Source organism: Xanthomonas sp. NCPPB 3218, assembly GCF_056725185.1.
In genome coordinates this window covers 575,243-592,089 of record NZ_CM161516.1, presented here as the reverse complement: position 1 = coordinate 592,089, position 16,847 = coordinate 575,243, and the positions used below count along the sequence as shown (strand labels likewise).

Sequence of the window (16,847 nt, the reverse complement as noted above, 5' to 3'; positions counted from 1 at the left end):
GCAGCGACGCGGCGCGCAGCGCTCACTGGCCCGGGCGCCGCATGCGGAAGCGTGCCTGCGCCTGCACTTCGAAATAGTCGGCGGCGCCGCCGGCGCGCAGAATCGTCTGCACAGCTGCGGGATCGTAGATGCCGTCCTGCAACGCCGCGTGCGCCAGATGCACGCCGACCACTTCGCCCAGGACCAGCCAGGTTTCGATGGCCTGCCCATCTGCGCTCTGCAGCGGCAATAGCTGGCTGAGCCGGCATTCGAAACTGACCGGACTGGCTGCCACGCGCGGGGCACCGATCAGCCGCGATGGCGCCATCTGCAGCTCGGCCAGCACGAACTCGTCGACCTCCGCCGGCACCATCGCCGCACTGGCGTTCATTGCCTCGGCCAACGGGCGCGTGGCCAGGTTCCAGCTGAACTCGCCGGTGGCTTCGATATTGCGCAGGCTGTCCTTGCGGCCGATGCTGGCGAAGCCGACGATCGGCGGCACGTAGTTGAACGCATTGAAGAAGCTGTAAGGGGCCAGATTGGCGATGCCCTCGGCGCTGCGCGAGCCGATCCAGCCGATCGGGCGCGGACCGACGATGGCATTGAACGGATCGTGCGGCAGCCCGTGGCCCTGGCCTGGTTCGTAGAAGTGGAAGCTGTCGCTGGTGGTGCTCATCGTGATCCGGATGCAGGTGTGAACGAAGCGAAGTGGGAAGCCGGCCGCATGCTGGCGCACAGGCAATTGCAGGCATTGCGCGCATCGATCGCTGGTGCATCGATGGCGCCGAAGACTGCATCGAGACCGACAAGGGTTGCGGCAGCCATTGCGACGTGTGTGCTGTGCATTTCGATCAACGCTGCAGGAAGTTTTTCAGCAAGGCATGACCGTGCTGGGTCAGGATCGACTCGGGGTGGAACTGCACGCCTTCGACCGGAAACTGGCGATGACGCAGGCCCATGATCTCCTCGATCGAGCCATCCGGATTCTCGGTCCAGGCGGTGACTTCCAGCGCGTCGGGCAAGGTGGTCTTGTCCACCACCAGCGAGTGGTAGCGGGTTGCCTCGTAACTGTCCGGCAGGCCGGCGAACACGCCCTTGCCCTGGTGGCGGATCGGCGAGGTCTTGCCATGCATGATGGTGTCGGCGCGGATCACATCGCCGCCGTAGACCTGCCCAATGCTTTGATGGCCCAGGCACACGCCCAGGATCGGCGTGGTCTGGCCCAGTTGCTCGATCAGCTGCAGCGAGATACCGGCCTCGTTCGGGGTGCACGGGCCGGGCGAGATCACGATGCGCTCGGGCCTGAGCGCGGCGATCTGATCCACGCTCATCGCGTCGTTGCGCACCACCGTGACCTCGGCGCCCAGCGCCTGCAGGTACTGCACGAGGTTGTAGGTGAAGCTGTCGTAGTTGTCGAGCATCAGCAGCATGGCAAAGGACTCATTGCGCGATCAGGAAGACCGCATAGATATTTTGGGTGAAGGTCAGGCTGCCGGCGTCAGGTGACTTTGCGATCGGCGAGGGCGCGGCATGACTGCCACGCACCTGACCAGCATCGAGCGAACCGGGACAGGCAACATTTCGGCGTTCGAGTTGCTTCATCTGTTTCGCTCCATCTGGTGCGCATGCTCATGGCACACCGGGATGAAGCGCGGCAACATCCGCGCAGAGCCGGTCGACCGACGCGGCTGTGGTCGCCCACGAGGTCACGAAGCGGATCACCTGACTGCCATCGGCGCGCACTTCCCAGCGCTCGAAGTCGTAGCCTTGCGCCAGCTGCGCGGCCTGCTGCGCGCTGACGGCGATGAACTGCTGGTTGGTCGGCGAATCGCTGGTGAACTGCGCGCCAGCGGCCAGCAGTCCCGCGCGCAGGCGCTGGGCCATCGCGTTGGCATGCGCGGCCAGCTCGAAGAACAGGCCATCTTCGAACAGAGTGGCGAACTGCGATCCCAGCAGCATGCCCTTGGCCAGCAGCGCGCCGCGTTGCTTGATCAGGTAGCGGAAGTCGGCCTGCAAGGCAGGAGTGACGATGACCAGCGCTTCGCCGAGCAAGGCACCGTTCTTGGTGCCGCCGATGTAGAACGCATCGGTCAACGCGGCGATCGTGGGCAGATCCAGATCGTTGCCATTGGCGGTCAGCGCGGCGCCCAGGCGTGCGCCATCCAGATACAGCAGCAGATCGTGCGCGCGGCAGAAACGCGACAGCGCCTCGAGCTCGGCACGGCTGTAGATGGTGCCGCTCTCGGTGCTGTTGGAAATGTAGACCAGGCGCGGTTGCACCATGTGCTCGTTGCCGTGCACATCCAGCAATGGCTGGATCAGCGCCGGGGTCAGCTTGTCGTGCAACGCGGGTACGGTCAGCACCTTGTGGCCGGTCGCTTCGATGGCGCCGGTTTCGTGCGTGGCGATGTGCCCCGCTTCCACCGCGATCACCGCCTGATGCGGGCGCAGGAACGCGGCGATCGCGGTCAGGTTGGTCTGGGTACCGCCGACCAGCAAATGCACGTCGGCCTGCGCCTGCGCGACTGCGCTGCGGATCAGCGCAACCGCACGCGCGGTATGCCGATCGGTGCCGTAGCCGGCGTTCTGCTCGGCGCTGGCCTGCGCCAAGGCCTGCAGCAGGCGCGGGTGCGCGCCCTCGCTGTAATCGTTGCGAAAGCTGATGCGCGCAGCGTTACCCTGCCCGTCCATCACAGCCCCTTGGCCGCCTGCGCGACCGCACGGAACAGCGCGCGCCCCTTGTTCATGGTCTCCTGCCATTCCAGGTCCGGGTCGGAGTCGTAGACCACGCCGCCACCGGCCTGCACGTACAGATACCCATCCTGGATCACCGCCGTGCGGATCGCGATGGCGGTGTCGGCATCGCCGTGCCAGCCGATGTAACCGACCGCGCCGGAATAGACGTTGCGCTTGACCGGCTCCAGCTCGCGAATGATCTCCAGCGCGCGGATCTTCGGCGCGCCGCTGACGGTGCCAGCCGGGAAGGTCGCACGCAGCACGTCGCTGTAATTCAGGCCGGCCTTGAGCGTGCCGGTGACCTCGCTGACGATGTGCATGACGTGGCTATAGCGTTCGATCACGAACTGCTCGCCCACCTTGACCGTGCCCGGTTCGGCCACGCGGCCGACATCGTTACGACCGAGATCGATCAGCATCACGTGCTCGGCGCGCTCTTTCGGGTCCGCCAGCAGTTCGACTTCCAGCGCCTTGTCCTGCTCGGGCGTGGCACCACGCGGGCGGGTGCCGGCGATCGGCCGCACGGTGACCACCCCATCGCGCAGGCGCGCCAGGATTTCCGGCGAGGAGCCCACCACCTGCGTGCCGCCGACATCGAGAAAATACATGTACGGCGAGGGATTGAGCGCGCGCAGCGCGCGATACACATCCACCGGACGCGCACGGAACGGCACGCGCAAGCGTTGCGACGGCACCACCTGGAAGATGTCGCCGGCGCGCACGTATTCCTGCGCCTTGCGGACCACCGCGTGATATTCCTCGCGGGTAAACGAGGAGTGGAAGTCCGACTCGTCGATCGCATCGGAAACCTGCGCCTGCGGATACCCGGCACCGCCCTGACGCAGCCGGTGCGCCAGTTCGTCCAGGCGCCGGTTGGCGCGCACATAGGACTGCGGCTGGCGCGGGTCGGCGTGCACGATCAGGTACAGCCGATCCTTGAGGTTGTCGAACACCGCCAGCTCTTCGGACAGCATGAGCAGGATGTCCGGCGTGCCGAGCTCATCGGGTTTGTCGCCGCTGCCCAGGCGCGGTTCGATGTACTGGATGCACTCGAAGCCGAACCAGCCGACCAGGCCGCCGGTGAAGCCGGGCAGGCCGTCGAGCTGCGGCACCGAATGCTCGGCGCGCAAGGCGTCCACTTCGGCCAGCGGGTCGGCGACCTCGCGGGTTTCCAGCACTTCGCCGTGCTCGCTGATTTCCAGCGTATGCCCGCGGAAGCTGTACACGCGCCGCGCCGGCAGGCCGATGATGGAATAGCGACCGAAGCGTTCGCCACCTTCGACCGATTCGAACAGATAGGTGTAGGGGCCGTCGGCGAGCTTCAGATAGACCGACAGCGGCGTGTCCAGGTCGGACAGCACTTCGCGGACGACGGGAATACGGGTGTGACCTTCAGCGGCCTGGCGCTGGAACTGCTCTGCAGTGATCAAGACGACTTTCCTTCCGGGACTCTGTGGCGGGGCGGACGACGGCAACGGGCCACCATCGCCACCAGCGGCGAGCGGAAGAGAAGGAGCGTGGAGTCGTCAAGCGGGACACGTCCCTACTGTAGCGCAACTGCCGCGCCAGGGCAGCAGGCGCGAGGCGAAAGCCAAGCAAATTGCGAAGCCGGGCAGACCGGCCTGGCGCCGCACAACCAGCCCCGCTCTACCGATTCCCCAATCCCGATTCCCGATTCCCCACCCTCAAGCGCTCCGCAACGGGCACTCCACAGGCAAATGCATCCGCAACCGCGCCGGCACGCATTCGATGCGGAAATGCAGCGAGGTCTCCGGCTCGCCATCCAGGTTCAAGGTCAGCGGCTGATGCGCGACGATCTCCAGCCACGGCAGCCGCGCGCGCACGGCCACACGTTCCAGCGCGGCCTGTTTGCCGCCGGTGACCAGGGTGCCGAGGGTGGCGGCCACTTCGCCGTTGAGCGCGGGCACGATGGTGACGTCGAGCAGGCCATCGTCGATCAGGGCCTCCGGGCACAGCGCCTGGCCGCCGCCGGCCTGTCGGCCGTTGCCCAAGCCAAGGGCGATGAACTCGCCCTCCCAGCTGAAATCCGGGCCGCTGAAGCGTGCGCTGATCGGGTCGATCCGCCCCAGCCGCGACATGCCGGTGATCAGATACGCCAGGCCACCGAGCATCTTCTTCAGGCCTTCGTCGGTTTCGACGGTGACCTGGGTGCCGAACCCGCCACTGGCGACGTTGGCGCACCAGTGCGGGCCGTGCTCGGCGTCGATGCGCAGCAGGTCGATCGGCTCGGCGGGGCGCTCGGCGATCAGCGTCAACGCAGCGAGCGGTTCGATCGGCAGGTTGGCGGCGGTGGCGAAGTCGTTGGCGGTGCCCAGCGGCACCAGGCCCAGCGATGGCAGCGTGGCGGCATCGGCGGTGTGATGCGCCAGCGCCGCGGCCACTTCGCTCAAGGTGCCGTCACCGCCGGCCGCGATCACGGTGTGGGCGCCGTCGGCAACCGCTTCGCCGACATAGCGCTCGGCATCGCCGTCTTCCCAGGTGACCCGCACCTCAAGCTGGATGCCACGCTTGCGCAGCGCTCCCACCGCCTCACGCAGGTCCAGATTGTCGGTGGACTTGCCGTTGAGGATCAGACGCCAGTGGGACGCGGCCATGCACGCTGCCAATGCTGTGGGGGTGGTGGACGCAGGCTAGCAGCGGCCCGCTGCGCGCATCGTGAATACGCAATGTCGCCCGGCTGTCATCGGCATGTCACCGAGAACCCGGAGAGTGGAAGGCCATAGCAGGGACGACGGGCGGAGGCAGGATCAGCCTCCAATTTTCTCGAAGGCCGCTCCCATGGGGGCGGCCTTCTTCTTGCCTGCCACGGCGGCGCGGCAGGCTGCGCTCAGGCGCCGGCGGCGAACGCGGCCAGGCGCTCGCCGTCGAGCCGGTAGACGGTCCAGCCGTCCATCGGGCGCGCACCGGCCGCCTGATAGAAGTCGATGGCCGGCTGGTTCCAGTCCAGCACCGACCATTCGAAACGTCCGCAGCCACGCTGCACGGCCAGCCGGGCCAGGTGCCGCAGCAGGGCCAGGCCGGCGCCCTGCCCGCGCGCCTGCGGACGCACGAACAGGTCTTCCAGATACAGGCCGTTGCGGCCGAGCCAGGTCGAGTAATTGAAGAAATACACCGCAAATCCCAGCGCCTGGCCGTCCTGCTCGCAGATCAGCGCATGCGCGGTGGCGCCCTCGCCGAACAGGCTGGCGCGCAGGTCCTGCGGGCTGGCCTTGACCGCATCGGGCTCGCGTTCGTACACCGCCAATGCAGTGATCAGCTCATGCAGCAGCGCCACATCGTCGGGCGTGGCGGCGCGGATCTGCAGCGCAGGCGCGCTCATCGCACCGCATCCACCGCCGCGCGCATCTGCGCGATCACCTGCGCATAGTCGGGCGCGTTGAAGATCGCCGAGCCGGCGACGAAGGTGTCGGCACCGGCGGCAGCGATCGCGCCGATGTTGTCGGCCTTGACCCCGCCATCGATCTCCAGCCGGATCGGCTTGCCCAGGGCGTCGATCCTGCTGCGGATGGCGCGCAGCTTGTCCAGCGCCGAGGGAATGAAGGCCTGCCCGCCGAAGCCGGGATTGACCGACATCACCAGCACCAGGTCCAGCTCGGGCAACACCCAGTCCAGAATGTCCACCGGGGTGGCCGGGTTGAGCACCAGGCCGGCCTGGCAGCCGTGCGACTTGATCAGTTGGATCGTGCGATGCACATGGCGGCTGGCTTCGGGATGGAAGCTGATGGTGGTGGCGCCGGCCTCGGCGAAGTCCGGCACGATGCGGTCCACCGGCTCGACCATCAGGTGCACGTCGATCGGCGCGGTGATGCCGTGCTTGCGCAGCGCCTGGCACACCATCGGGCCGATGGTGAGGTTGGGCACGTAATGGTTGTCCATCACGTCGAAGTGCACCCAGTCGGCGCCGGCCTTCAGGACGTTGTTCACTTCCTCGCCCAGACGGGCGAAATCGGCGGACAGGATGGACGGGGCAATCGCCGTCGGTTGCATGGGCAGCTCGTCAAGGAACGGAAAACACATTGTCGCAGGCGCGCAAAGCCAGTGCATCCGTAGCGGTCCAGCCTGCGTATGCAGCTGAACCGGCGCACCGCGCCCTTTCGCCAAGGACACCGCATGAAGACCACCCCGCTCGCCTCCGCTGCGCTCGTTTTGATGGCCCTCGCCCCGTCCGCCTGGGCCCAGACCGGCCCGGCCGACTGGTCAGGTTTCTCGATCGGCGCCAATGTCGGCGGTGCCGACGTCAGTGGCGTTTCCGGCGGCCGCTTCGGCTTTGACACCAACCTGGATGGCCGCGACGGCGACCAGGTCAGCACCCCGACCGGCGCCGATGCCTTCTCGCCCGGGTTCTGCGGCGGCGCGGCGGCCGGGCGCACCCCGGCCAGCGGCTGCAGCAAGGACAAGGGCGGCGCCGAATACGGTGCGCGGCTGGGTTACGACTGGCAGGCCGGCAACTGGGTCTACGGCGTCGTTGCCGAGTACACCCGCAACGACCTGCGCGACAGCGTCAGCGCCTTCAGCACCACCCCGGCGTTCTACACCTTCACCCGCCAGCTCAACCGCACCGCCGCACTGCGCGGCCGTATCGGTTATGCCTTTGGCGCGCAGGGCGACTTTCTGGCCTATTTCACCGCTGGCGCGGCACGCGGCGAGTTCGATCACAGCTTCTCCAGCAGCAACACCGCCAACAGCTTCACCAGCAGCGGCGGCGACAGCGCCGACGGCTACCAGGCCGGCCTGGGCCTGCAGCGCCGCCTGAGCGACAACGTCTCGGTCGGTGTGGAATACCTGTTCACCCGCCTGCAGGACGAAGACACCCGCGTGCGGGTCGGGCCGGGCACTGCGCCGGCGACCAACCCGTTCCTGCGCGTCAATCCGGCCGGCACCGACCTGCGCCGCAGCGATACCGACTTTTCGTCGAATGCGGTGCGCCTGACGGCGACCTATCGCTTCTGAGTGTTCGGCGCCTGAGTGACCGCGCCTGACCTGTCATGGGTCGGGCGTTTTCATTTTTGGCGCCCATGCCGACCCTGTGTGGGTGCCTGGCAGCGATATTGCAGCGTAGGCTGGATCAGCGTTTGCGCAGGCGCTGGATCCGATCGTAGGCCGCATTGATCTGGCTGGCCTTCTTCTCCGCCTGGCGGCGTGCTTCCGGCTCGGCGTTGGCCACCTTGTCCGGGTGGTAGCGCGACATCAGCCGACGGTAGGCCAGGTCGATCTCGGCGGTGGTGGCGTCCGGCTCCAGTCCCAGCGCTTCGTACGGGTTGTCGGCGCGGCGCTTGAACCAGCCGGCGTCCACCGCATGCCCGATCGCCAGGCCGATCATCAGCCCGAGTACCGGCGCGCCGCGGAACAGCAGGGCGCCGGCCAGTGCGCCGAGCAGTTTTCCGTACCAGGACATGGGCGATCGGGGGGCGGGATGGCGGGCTGGCGATCTTACCCGAACGCCCGCCCGGCCTGGCTGACGCGGCATGCACGCCGCCCACCGGGGCGGCTCCAATAAATCCAGCGGCGCGCGCCGAAGCGCCGTACACTACGCGGCCCGCTGCCCACCCGCGGGCCCGCCGGGTCCCGGGGACAGCGTCATTGCGACGTCCTTAGGAGTGCCTGTGTCGACCACGCTGTTGCAATCCGATCTGCCCGGCCTGCCGTTGCGTCACCGTGGCAAGGTCCGCGATGTCTTCGACATTCCCCGCGAGCGCCTGCCCGCCGATGCGCCCCCGGGCGATTATCTGTTGATGGTGGCGACCGACCGCCTGTCCGCGTTCGACGTGGTGCTGCCCGACCCGATCCCCGGCAAGGGCGAGATGCTGTGCCAGGTCTCCAACTTCTGGTTCCACAAGACCGAACACCTGATGCCAAACCATCTGGTCGACATCACCGTGGAGCAGGTCTTGCCCGAAGGCGTGGACCCGGCGCTGTATGCCAAGCGCGCCGTGGTCACGCGCAAGCTCAAGCCGGTGCCGGTGGAAGCGATCGCACGCGGCTACCTGATCGGCAGCGGCTGGAAGGATTACCAGCGTACCGGCAAGATCAGCGGCATCGAACTTCCCGACGGCCTGCGCCAGGCCGAGAAACTGCCCGAGCCGATCTTCACCCCGTCGACCAAGGCCGCGGTCGGCGACCATGACGAAAACATCGACTTCGATGCGATGGTCATGACCGTCGGCGCCGAGCTTGCCGAACGCGTCCGCGATGCCACCTTGCGCATCTACCGTTTCGCCGCCGACTTTGCCGCCGAGCGCGGCATTCTGCTGGCCGACACCAAGTTCGAATTCGGCACCGATGCCGATGGCCGCCTGTACATCATGGACGAGATGCTGAGCCCGGACTCGTCGCGTTACTGGCCGGCCGACCAGTACGAACTCGGCACCAGCCCGCCCAGCTACGACAAGCAGTTCGTGCGCGATTATCTGGAAACCCTGGACTGGGGCAAGACCGCACCCGGCCCCAGCCTGCCGGCAGAAGTGATCGAACGCACGCGCGCAAAATATGCCGAAGCATTGCAGCGGTTGGCGGGTATTTCGGTCGATTGATCTCCAAGGCCCCGCGTCCGGGGCTTTGAGGCTGTAGTAAAGCAACAATGGCGGGCAGCGCTCTTTATTGAGCGCTGAAGGACGCACCTGACGCGGTCTGTTGCCCAGAAAAGTCGCAATGGCGCTCTCATACTTTTCATTCCGCAGCCGCGTCGGACAGAAACCTCCGTATTACCGCGTCATTGCGATTCCTGCAGACAGCGTCGCCGGATGCAAGAACAACCCGGCATGCGCGACATATGGCGACAGGCCGATCCAACGCTCGAAGACCGCCACTGGCGAGAGCTGAAATGTTGCCGCGCCGGGCCAGTATGTCGGCGACTGCGCGCAGGGATGGGTGGGTGCGGATGCACCCGATGTATTTTCAAACGGGATATAGTCAGCCGCGCCATACCGGATAAATCCCCGGCCAAACCATGATCAAATCATCATGACTTTTGCGCAGGATCGATCGAGATAGCCCGGCGTTGCTGACCGCGATCAATGGCCGTGGACTCACCCGAGCACCGGGGCCACCGTCAGGCTGCTTGTTCTGCGAGGGTATTGGCCTGCCGCATGCCGGCCAGTTTGCGCAAGCCACGACTCCGCCAGCCTTCACACATTGGCAAGCAGCGCGCGTATACCATCCCGCCCGCGTTCCAGTTGCCCCGCTATGATCAGGAGGATCCCTTGGCCCGTTTCCGAACGTCTCTGCACGCTCTCGCACTGAGCCTGGCGCTGGTCGCCTGCAAGCCGCAAGCTGAGCCCGCCGGCGCTGCGACGCCTGCTGCGAATGCAGCACCCGCAGCCTCGGCACCTGCCACCGCTCCGGCAACGCCTGCGCAGGCGACAACCTGCCCCAGCGCCGACTTCTCTGCATTTCTGAAAAGCTTCAGTGCAGACATTGCGGCACAGGAAAAGGCGACCGCCGATCCGCTGACGATGATCCAACTCGACCCGGACGCGCAGCCCGAGCCCACCCCGGTCACCCGCACGGTTCCGCTGGCCAAGGTCGAATGGCCTGTCATTCCCAACCTGGAGGCAGCCCGCAACGGCGGCCGCGAGGTCACGATTTCCGAAGAGGCCGATGGCCGCCAGGTACTGGTCCGCACGCCGGACACCGGCGATCAGCAGGTCTACCACTTCGCCCAGCGCCCCTGCTGGATGCTGGTTAAGGTGGACGACCAGTCCCTTTAATCAGCGCGCTAGTGGCGACACTGGTAATGGCATATCCGCCAACGTTTCAGGAGATAACCTTGCGTCCTTTCCGACTGATCGGCCCTGCATTGGCAGTTGCACTCGCGGCCTGTAACGGACCTCAAGCTGGCGGTGCGACCGGGCAGTCGACCCCCGCTGCCGGTACCGCGGCGACGCAGCCGTCCGCACCTGCCGCACCAACCCCCGCAACACCGACACAAGGGACTGTACCTATGGGCACGATAGACTCCTTCATTCCGGCGGGATCGAAGGCTCTGGAGACCATCCGTGGCGATCTGACTGGCGCGGGCCGCTCCGATGCGTTGATGGTGATTTCACCACCCTCCAGCGGCGCCGAAAAACTTGGCGATGGACAACCGCGTACGGTGGTGTTGCTGACGCAGACCGCAGACGGTGCGCTGCAGAAGGCCTCAGAAAACAGCAAGATCGTGCCATGCGCCCGTTGCGGCGGTCTGGCAGGCGACCCCTACGCGTTTTCGCGCATCCAGACCGGGCAATTCACCATTTCCATTTCCGGCGGATCGCGCGAGCGCTGGGCAGACGACTTCACGTTCAAGTATTCGGCAGACAAGCAGACCTGGTTGCTGGACAAGGTGGTGCGTGACCTGTCCGATACCGAGACCGAGCAGCACAACACCCTGGAATTGACCGCCAAAGACTTCGGCACGGTGGCGTTTCAGGAGTTTGATCCATCCACATTGAAGAAAGCTGCGGCATTGGACGACGCCGCAGCCGAGAAGGCGAATTAAAGGGACGTAATGGTTTGCACGGACAAGGAAGGAGTCCGTTATTTCATGTTGCTGAGAAATGAGGAGTTACACCATGGCAACCGATCGTGAAACAGGGCTGCTCCAGTCAGCCTATGCTGCAGGCATCACCCAGCCGAAGGAACTGGCAAACTTCATGGCCCAGGTGGGTCATGAATCGATGGGCCTCAACCGCCTGGAAGAAGGGTTCCGCTATACGCACGGATCCTCACAGGTGAGTTCGAAGGTGCGCTCCGCACTGCGTGAGGGCCCCGAAGCCCTGGAGCAGGCACGTCTGGATGCCCTGCGCGGGCAACCGGAAAAACTGGCCGAATTGATGTATGGCGGACGCATGGGCAATAACGAGCCCGGCGACGGCTACCTGTACCGTGGCCGCGGTTATATGCAGCTCACCGGCAAGGACCAATATCGAGCGGCGGGCGAAGCGTTGAACCTGGATCTGGTGGCACACCCCGATCTGGCGGCACAACCTGAAAACGCATCCCGCATCGCCACTTGGTACTGGCAAAACAACGTGCCGCAGGCCGCTAGGCAGGACGCGCATGCAGCAGGTGTTGCGATCAACGGCGGCGATCCGCCAAATGGATTGGCCGACCGCGAGAACCGGTTTGCCCGCTGGCAGCGCGATATCACTCCAGAGCTGATGAACAACCTGGCCCATGGCCAGCTCGGACAGCCGGTGCAGCACACTGCACCAGCATCTGTGCAGCCACAGCATGGTGGATCCAGCTCGTTTCAGCAGACGATGGAACGGATGCTCCCACCGCAGAACGGGACGGCACCGCACATCACCGGCCATTACGGCGAGCATCGCAGTGCCCGTGATCACGGCGGTACCGACTTCAACTACCAGGGTGGCCAGACAGGCCGCAACATGCAGCACCCGACGGTGCATTCGCCGGTCGCCGGAACCGTCACCTTCGCGGGCGGCAACTACGGCACCGTCAAGATTCGCGATGCACAGGGCAACTCGCACGAGATCCTGCACCTGGACGCGCTCAAGGTGAAGGAAGGTCAGACGCTGTCCGCCGGCGATGCCATCGGCACGATGGGTGGACGCGGCCCGAACGGTAACAGCCAGTACGCGCAGCACGTGCATTACCAGCTGCGCGATGCCAACGGCAAGCTGACCAGTCCGGAGACATTCTGGAATCAGGGCCATCAGCAGGAGTCCGGCGCGCGCCACCCCCAGCCGGCGACAGCGGGTGGCAATGGCACGCTGCGGCATGGCGAGCAAGGCAGTGATGTCGGCAAGCTGCAGCAGGACCTCAACCGTCTCGGCGTGCGCGATGCGCAGGGCAACCGGCTTGCCGAGGATGGCCGCTTTGGCGACAACACGCGTGAGGCGGTGATTGCGTTCCAGAAGCAGCACGGGCTGCAGCCCGATGGCGTGGTGGGGCGCAACACGCAGGCCGCGTTGTCCGCACAACCGGCCCAGGCACAGGCAGCGCAGACGCCGGTTGCTGCGCCCAAGGGGCCGTCGCTCGACGATGCCTCGCATCCGGACCATGCCTTGCACAACGCGATCCGCAGCAAGCTGCCCAGCATGATCTCCAACGAGACCGCGGCCCACGTCACCCTGCAGGCCAAGCAGAACGGTATCGATTCGGCAGACAAACTGCAGAACGTCACCGTGCAGGATGGCAAGGCATTTGTCATGGGCACCACGCCGGGCTTCCGTGCGGCGGTGGATCTGAACCAGCCAGCTCCCCCGCTGGAACAGACCAATGCGCAATTGCTGGCTGGCCAGGCTTCGCAGCAGCGTGCGCAGGATGAGCAGCAGCGGGTTGCGATCGGCGGCCGCTGACGGCTCAACGCCGCAGCACGAAAAACCGGCCAGATGTCTGGCCGGTTTTTTTGTGTCTGTCTGCTTTCGACAGTAGCCCCGAGAGCGGCGCTGCGGCCGCGCCTGACTGCACACGCCGCGCGGATTGCCTGTCGTTGCCAGCGGATCGAGCGTCGCTGGAGGTTGGTGCACCCTCCAGATTGCGACAAGACGGCATGCCTGCCGCGCTGGCGATGTCGCACACGCAGTGACACTCCTGCTGCTCTGCGATGCCCTCCACACCGCAAAGTGGCGCGGCGCACAGAACGCAACACAGCTGTAATTTTTACTACTGTGCTGTCATGGACTGTGCAAGTTTATCTGCCGGCACCTGTTGCCAGTCGCGATCGGCCGTGATGCGTATCGCCGCCGATCTTTGCATTGCACGTTTTCGGGGAGAGAGTCGTCATGCAAGTTCATGTCCTGGGCGCGGCGATCTGCTGCGCGCTATCGTTGTCTGCTGTCGCCACTGCTGCGGATCTTTCCGCGGATGCCGCGGTATCGCGCGCGCAATCCTTGTTGGGCAATCACGCTGCGGCGCTGGCCAATCGTGCAACGGCCGATGCGTTTGTCGCGCGCGACAGCATTGTCGATGCCGACGGCAGCGAGCATGTGCGCTTCGATCGTACGTATCAGGGCCTGCCGGTGATCGGCGGCGATGTGGTGGTGCATTCGCGGCGCGGAGTGATGCGTCAGTTGAGCCAGAGCATGGACACCAGCGCGCGCCCGAGCATCGTGCCAGGCATCGATGCGGACACGGCAGTGCGTGCGGCCGGGACGCAGTTCGATCTGCCACCCGATGCCACGCCGCGCGCAAGTCTGGCCTTGTATGCGCGCCAGGGCGCACCGCGGCTGGTTTATGAAGTGATCTATAGCGGCATCAAGCCGGATCAGACGCCGACCGAAATGCATTACATCGTCGACGCAATCAATCAACGCATTCTCGAATCCTGGGACACCGTGCACACCGCCTGCGCAGGTGGCACCAGTGCGGCCGGCACCGGGCGTTCGCTGTATGCAGGCAACGTGGCACTGGCGACGACACGTTGCAGCAGCGGTTACGAGTTGACCGATCTGAGCCGCGGCAGCGGCGCCACCTACAACATGCGCAACAGCACCTCCGGCAACGGCACGCTGGTCACCGATGCCGACAACGCCTGGGGCAGTGGCGCCAACAGCGATACGGTGACCGCAGCGGTGGATGCGCATTACGGCGTGGCGTTGACCTGGGACTATTTCCGCACCACCCATGCGCGCAGCGGCATTGCCAACGACGGTGTCGGTGCGCGCAGCCGCGTGCATTACGGTAGCCGCTACAACAACGCGTTCTGGCAGGACAGCTGCTTCTGCATGACCTTCGGCGATGGCGACGGCAGCACGTTCACGCCACTGGTGTCGGTGGATGTGGCTGGCCACGAGATGACCCATGGCGTGACCAGCCGCACCGCGCGCCTGGTGTATTCGGGCGAGTCGGGCGGCCTGAACGAAGCCACGTCCGACATCATGGGCGCGATGGTGGAGTACTCCGCCAACAACAGCGCGCAGCCGGGCAATTACCTGATCGGCGAGAAGATCATCCCGGGCAACAGCAGCGGGACGCTGGCCTTGCGCTACATGTTCAAGCCCAGCCTGGATGGCGATTCGCCCGATTGCTACAGCAGCAGCCTGGGCTCGCTCAATGTGCACTATAGCTCGGGCGTGGCCAACCATTTCTACTATCTGCTGGCCGAAGGCGCGGTGGTGCCGAGCGGCTTTGGGTCGGGCACCAGCTGGAACGTGACGCCGGCCGGGCTGGTCTGCAACGGCAATACGGCATTGACGGCGATCGGCCGGGCGGCGGCCAGCCGCATCTGGTACCGCGCGTTGACGGTCTACATGACCTCCTCGACCAACTACGCGGCCGCACGCAGGGCCACGTTGAGCGCGGCCACCGATCTGTATGGCAGCAGCTCCACGCAGTACCGCGCGGTTGCCGCAGCGTGGAGCGCCGTGTCGGTCAACTGATGCACACCGGCCCCTGCCACGCGCACTGTGCGTGGCAGGGAGTACGGCTGCCACAGCGCCATCCGCGCGCGTATGCTTGGGTCATTCCTGGGAGGGAACATGACCGAACGCACCAAGACCGCGCGACCGATCGACCGCTATTTTGCCAGCTACGCCGACGACCACCGCAACACCACCAATCAGCAGATCCACGTGCTGGCGGTGCCGGCGATCCTGTGGTCGGTGGTGGCCCTGCTGTGGTGCATCCCGGTTGGCGGCACCTGGTTCAGCAGCGGCGTGTGGGCGGCGTTGTCGATGTTCGCGGCTTGGTCGTACTACAACCGCCTATCGCGTCCGCTCGGGCTGGGCATGCTGGGGATCTTCTTTTTCTTCGGCTGCCTGTGCCGGTTGCTCGAAGGCAGACTCGGGCTCACCGGGCTGTTCGCCACGGCGCTGACGGTGTTCGTGCTGGCCTGGGTCGCGCAGTTCGTCGGCCACCGGATCGAGGGCCGCAAGCCGAGCTTCCTGACCGACCTGACCTATCTGCTGATCGGGCCGATCTGGGTGTTGGCCAAGCTCTATCGTCAATTGGGTTGGCGGTATTGAGCGCGAGTGACAGCCAGAACATAGCCGGTCGCCGGCGGGGTCATGACCTGAAAGCAGCGGATTACGCCGAAGCGCTGCAGCGGCTAACGGTCGTGCCGCATCGCCTTGCGCAGCAGAGCTAGCGGACCGCGCGCCATGCAGGTCTTCGAAGCACATACGCCCAGACGAGCCTCACTCGCCGATGCCGAGTTCTTCGGGCAGGGGACGAAAGGCACGCGGCGCATAACCGAAGTCGCGACGCGCCGGTTCCAGGTCAAACACCAGGTCATCGCGCATGCGCTGCAATGCGGCCGCATTGATGCCACGCAGGCGCCCCAGCCGCTGCGCAGCGGTGAGGGCAAGGCCGAACAGTCCGGGCGGCACCTGATACAGCCGCGCCGGTCGTGGCAGTGCTGCCAGCACGCGCTCCACCATCTGCGTATAGGCCAGCACTTCGCCGCCGCCGACGGCATAGCTGCGCTGCTGCGTCGCCGGCTGGGTGACCACCGCCAGCGCGGCGCTGGCCAGATCGTCCACATGCACCGGCTGGCGCAGGCCGGTCGCGTTGGCCGGCAGCACGAAGGCGCCGGTGCGCTGCGCCATCCCGGCGATCTGGGTAAGCGTGCGGTCGCGCCCGGCACCGTAGACCAGGGTCGGGCGCAGTACCGTCGCCGCGGCGCCACGCGCCTGGGCTGCGGAAAATAGCGCCTGTTCGGCATTTGCCAGGCGCTGTGCGACATCGCGCTCGGCCGCGTCGATCGAGTGTTCCTTGACCTCCAGGCTGGTGGAACCGAACGCCACGATGCGCGGAGCACGCACCGGATTTTCGACATACCAACGCGCGAAATGGTCCAGCGGACCGCAGCTGAAGATCACCTCGAATGCCTCGCCCGCGGCAGCCGGCATGGCCAGATCGCCCTGCCGCCAGATCAGCCCGGCGCGCGCGGCACGTGGCTGGCGCGACCAGGCCGTCACCTGCCAACCGCGGCCGAGCAGCCGCGTCAGCAGGCGTTCGCCGATCTGACCGCTGCCGCCGAACACCAGGGCGCGCGGCGCAGAAACGGCAGTGGACGGAGCGGGATCGGCAGCAGTCACAGGGCTCGGATGCAGTCTGGGTGATCCCAGCATAGCGAGTGACAGGCAGCGGCGCGACGCCGATCCGGCCGCGATTTGCGCAGGCGCGCAGCCACGGCGTTGACGCTGGCGTCAGTCAACGATTTGTTA

At 65.9% G+C, this 16,847-nt stretch carries 17 protein-coding genes and 1 pseudogene; 8 read left to right on the top strand and 10 right to left on the bottom strand.

The genetic code is table 11. From position 1 onward, the window contains the following. Positions 1-22: 22 nt before the first annotated feature. The 8 genes from AC1PLS_RS02585 to rpe all read right to left on the bottom strand — a co-directional run bounded on the left by AC1PLS_RS02585 (position 23) and on the right by rpe (position 6,723). Positions 23-655, bottom strand: a complete 633-nt coding sequence (locus AC1PLS_RS02585; protein WP_184381090.1) for a flavin reductase family protein — start codon at positions 653-655, stop codon at positions 23-25. Positions 656-830: 175 nt separating this feature from the next. Continuing rightward, complete coding sequence (locus AC1PLS_RS02580; RefSeq protein ID WP_024938197.1) at positions 831-1,409, bottom strand: anthranilate synthase component II; 579 nt, start codon at positions 1,407-1,409, stop codon at positions 831-833. Between the two features lie 10 nt (positions 1,410-1,419). After that, the gene (locus AC1PLS_RS02575; RefSeq protein WP_184432316.1) at positions 1,420-1,581 is read right to left on the bottom strand and encodes a hypothetical protein; all 162 of its coding nucleotides are present in this window, start codon (positions 1,579-1,581) and stop codon (positions 1,420-1,422) included. A gap of 27 nt (positions 1,582-1,608) precedes the next feature. After that, positions 1,609-2,670 (bottom strand): threonine aldolase family protein, encoded by a 1,062-nt coding sequence (locus AC1PLS_RS02570; protein ID WP_184432318.1) that lies wholly within the window; start codon positions 2,668-2,670, stop codon positions 1,609-1,611. Next, on the bottom strand, positions 2,670-4,145 hold the full coding sequence (gene trpE / locus AC1PLS_RS02565) for an anthranilate synthase component I (protein WP_184432320.1): 1,476 nt from the start codon (positions 4,143-4,145) through the stop codon (positions 2,670-2,672). The genes AC1PLS_RS02570 and trpE overlap by 1 nt, the downstream gene beginning before the upstream one ends. 255 nt (positions 4,146-4,400) lie before the next feature. Beyond that, complete coding sequence (yegS, locus tag AC1PLS_RS02560) at positions 4,401-5,330, bottom strand: lipid kinase YegS (protein WP_054592401.1); 930 nt, start codon at positions 5,328-5,330, stop codon at positions 4,401-4,403. 233 nt (positions 5,331-5,563) lie between these two features. Then, complete coding sequence (locus AC1PLS_RS02555) at positions 5,564-6,055, bottom strand: GNAT family N-acetyltransferase (protein ID WP_054592402.1); 492 nt, start codon at positions 6,053-6,055, stop codon at positions 5,564-5,566. Further along, positions 6,052-6,723, bottom strand: a complete 672-nt coding sequence (rpe, locus tag AC1PLS_RS02550) for a ribulose-phosphate 3-epimerase (protein WP_016901363.1) — start codon at positions 6,721-6,723, stop codon at positions 6,052-6,054. The genes AC1PLS_RS02555 and rpe overlap by 4 nt, the downstream gene beginning before the upstream one ends. 123 nt (positions 6,724-6,846) lie before the next feature. Here rpe and AC1PLS_RS02545 point away from each other — a divergent pair, with 123 nt between their 5' ends. Further along, complete coding sequence (locus AC1PLS_RS02545) at positions 6,847-7,686, top strand: outer membrane protein (RefSeq protein ID WP_184432322.1); 840 nt, start codon at positions 6,847-6,849, stop codon at positions 7,684-7,686. Between the two features lie 115 nt (positions 7,687-7,801). Here the strand turns inward: AC1PLS_RS02545 and AC1PLS_RS02540 are convergent, their stop codons facing one another. Then, a complete protein-coding gene (locus AC1PLS_RS02540; protein WP_016901358.1) occupies positions 7,802-8,131 on the bottom strand; it encodes a J domain-containing protein in 330 nt (109 codons plus the stop codon). Positions 8,132-8,339: 208 nt separating this feature from the next. On the opposite strand from AC1PLS_RS02540, the gene AC1PLS_RS02535 reads away from it, so the two are divergent. From AC1PLS_RS02535 to AC1PLS_RS02505, 7 genes and pseudogenes are all read left to right on the top strand, one after another. Further along, complete coding sequence (locus tag AC1PLS_RS02535) at positions 8,340-9,266, top strand: phosphoribosylaminoimidazolesuccinocarboxamide synthase (RefSeq protein ID WP_184432324.1); 927 nt, start codon at positions 8,340-8,342, stop codon at positions 9,264-9,266. Positions 9,267-9,414: 148 nt separating this feature from the next. Next, positions 9,415-9,645: pseudogene (locus AC1PLS_RS02530) on the top strand (hypothetical protein); the annotation flags it as partial. 290 nt (positions 9,646-9,935) lie between these two features. Further along, positions 9,936-10,442 (top strand): hypothetical protein, encoded by a 507-nt coding sequence (locus AC1PLS_RS02525; RefSeq protein ID WP_184432978.1) that lies wholly within the window; start codon positions 9,936-9,938, stop codon positions 10,440-10,442. Between the two features lie 233 nt (positions 10,443-10,675). Then, a complete protein-coding gene (locus AC1PLS_RS02520) occupies positions 10,676-11,212 on the top strand; it encodes a hypothetical protein (protein ID WP_184432975.1) in 537 nt (178 codons plus the stop codon). 73 nt (positions 11,213-11,285) lie between these two features. Next, a complete protein-coding gene (locus tag AC1PLS_RS02515; protein WP_481104175.1) occupies positions 11,286-13,037 on the top strand; it encodes a peptidoglycan-binding protein in 1,752 nt (583 codons plus the stop codon). Positions 13,038-13,463: 426 nt separating this feature from the next. After that, the gene (locus AC1PLS_RS02510) at positions 13,464-15,059 is read left to right on the top strand and encodes a M4 family metallopeptidase (protein WP_184432326.1); all 1,596 of its coding nucleotides are present in this window, start codon (positions 13,464-13,466) and stop codon (positions 15,057-15,059) included. 99 nt (positions 15,060-15,158) lie between these two features. Further along, positions 15,159-15,644 (top strand): Mpo1 family 2-hydroxy fatty acid dioxygenase, encoded by a 486-nt coding sequence (locus tag AC1PLS_RS02505; protein ID WP_024938209.1) that lies wholly within the window; start codon positions 15,159-15,161, stop codon positions 15,642-15,644. Between the two features lie 171 nt (positions 15,645-15,815). On the opposite strand, the gene AC1PLS_RS02500 is transcribed toward AC1PLS_RS02505, so the two are convergent. Then, positions 15,816-16,718, bottom strand: coding sequence for an NAD-dependent epimerase/dehydratase family protein (locus AC1PLS_RS02500; RefSeq protein WP_180970371.1), 903 nt, complete (start codon positions 16,716-16,718; stop codon positions 15,816-15,818). Positions 16,719-16,847 lie beyond the last annotated feature (129 nt).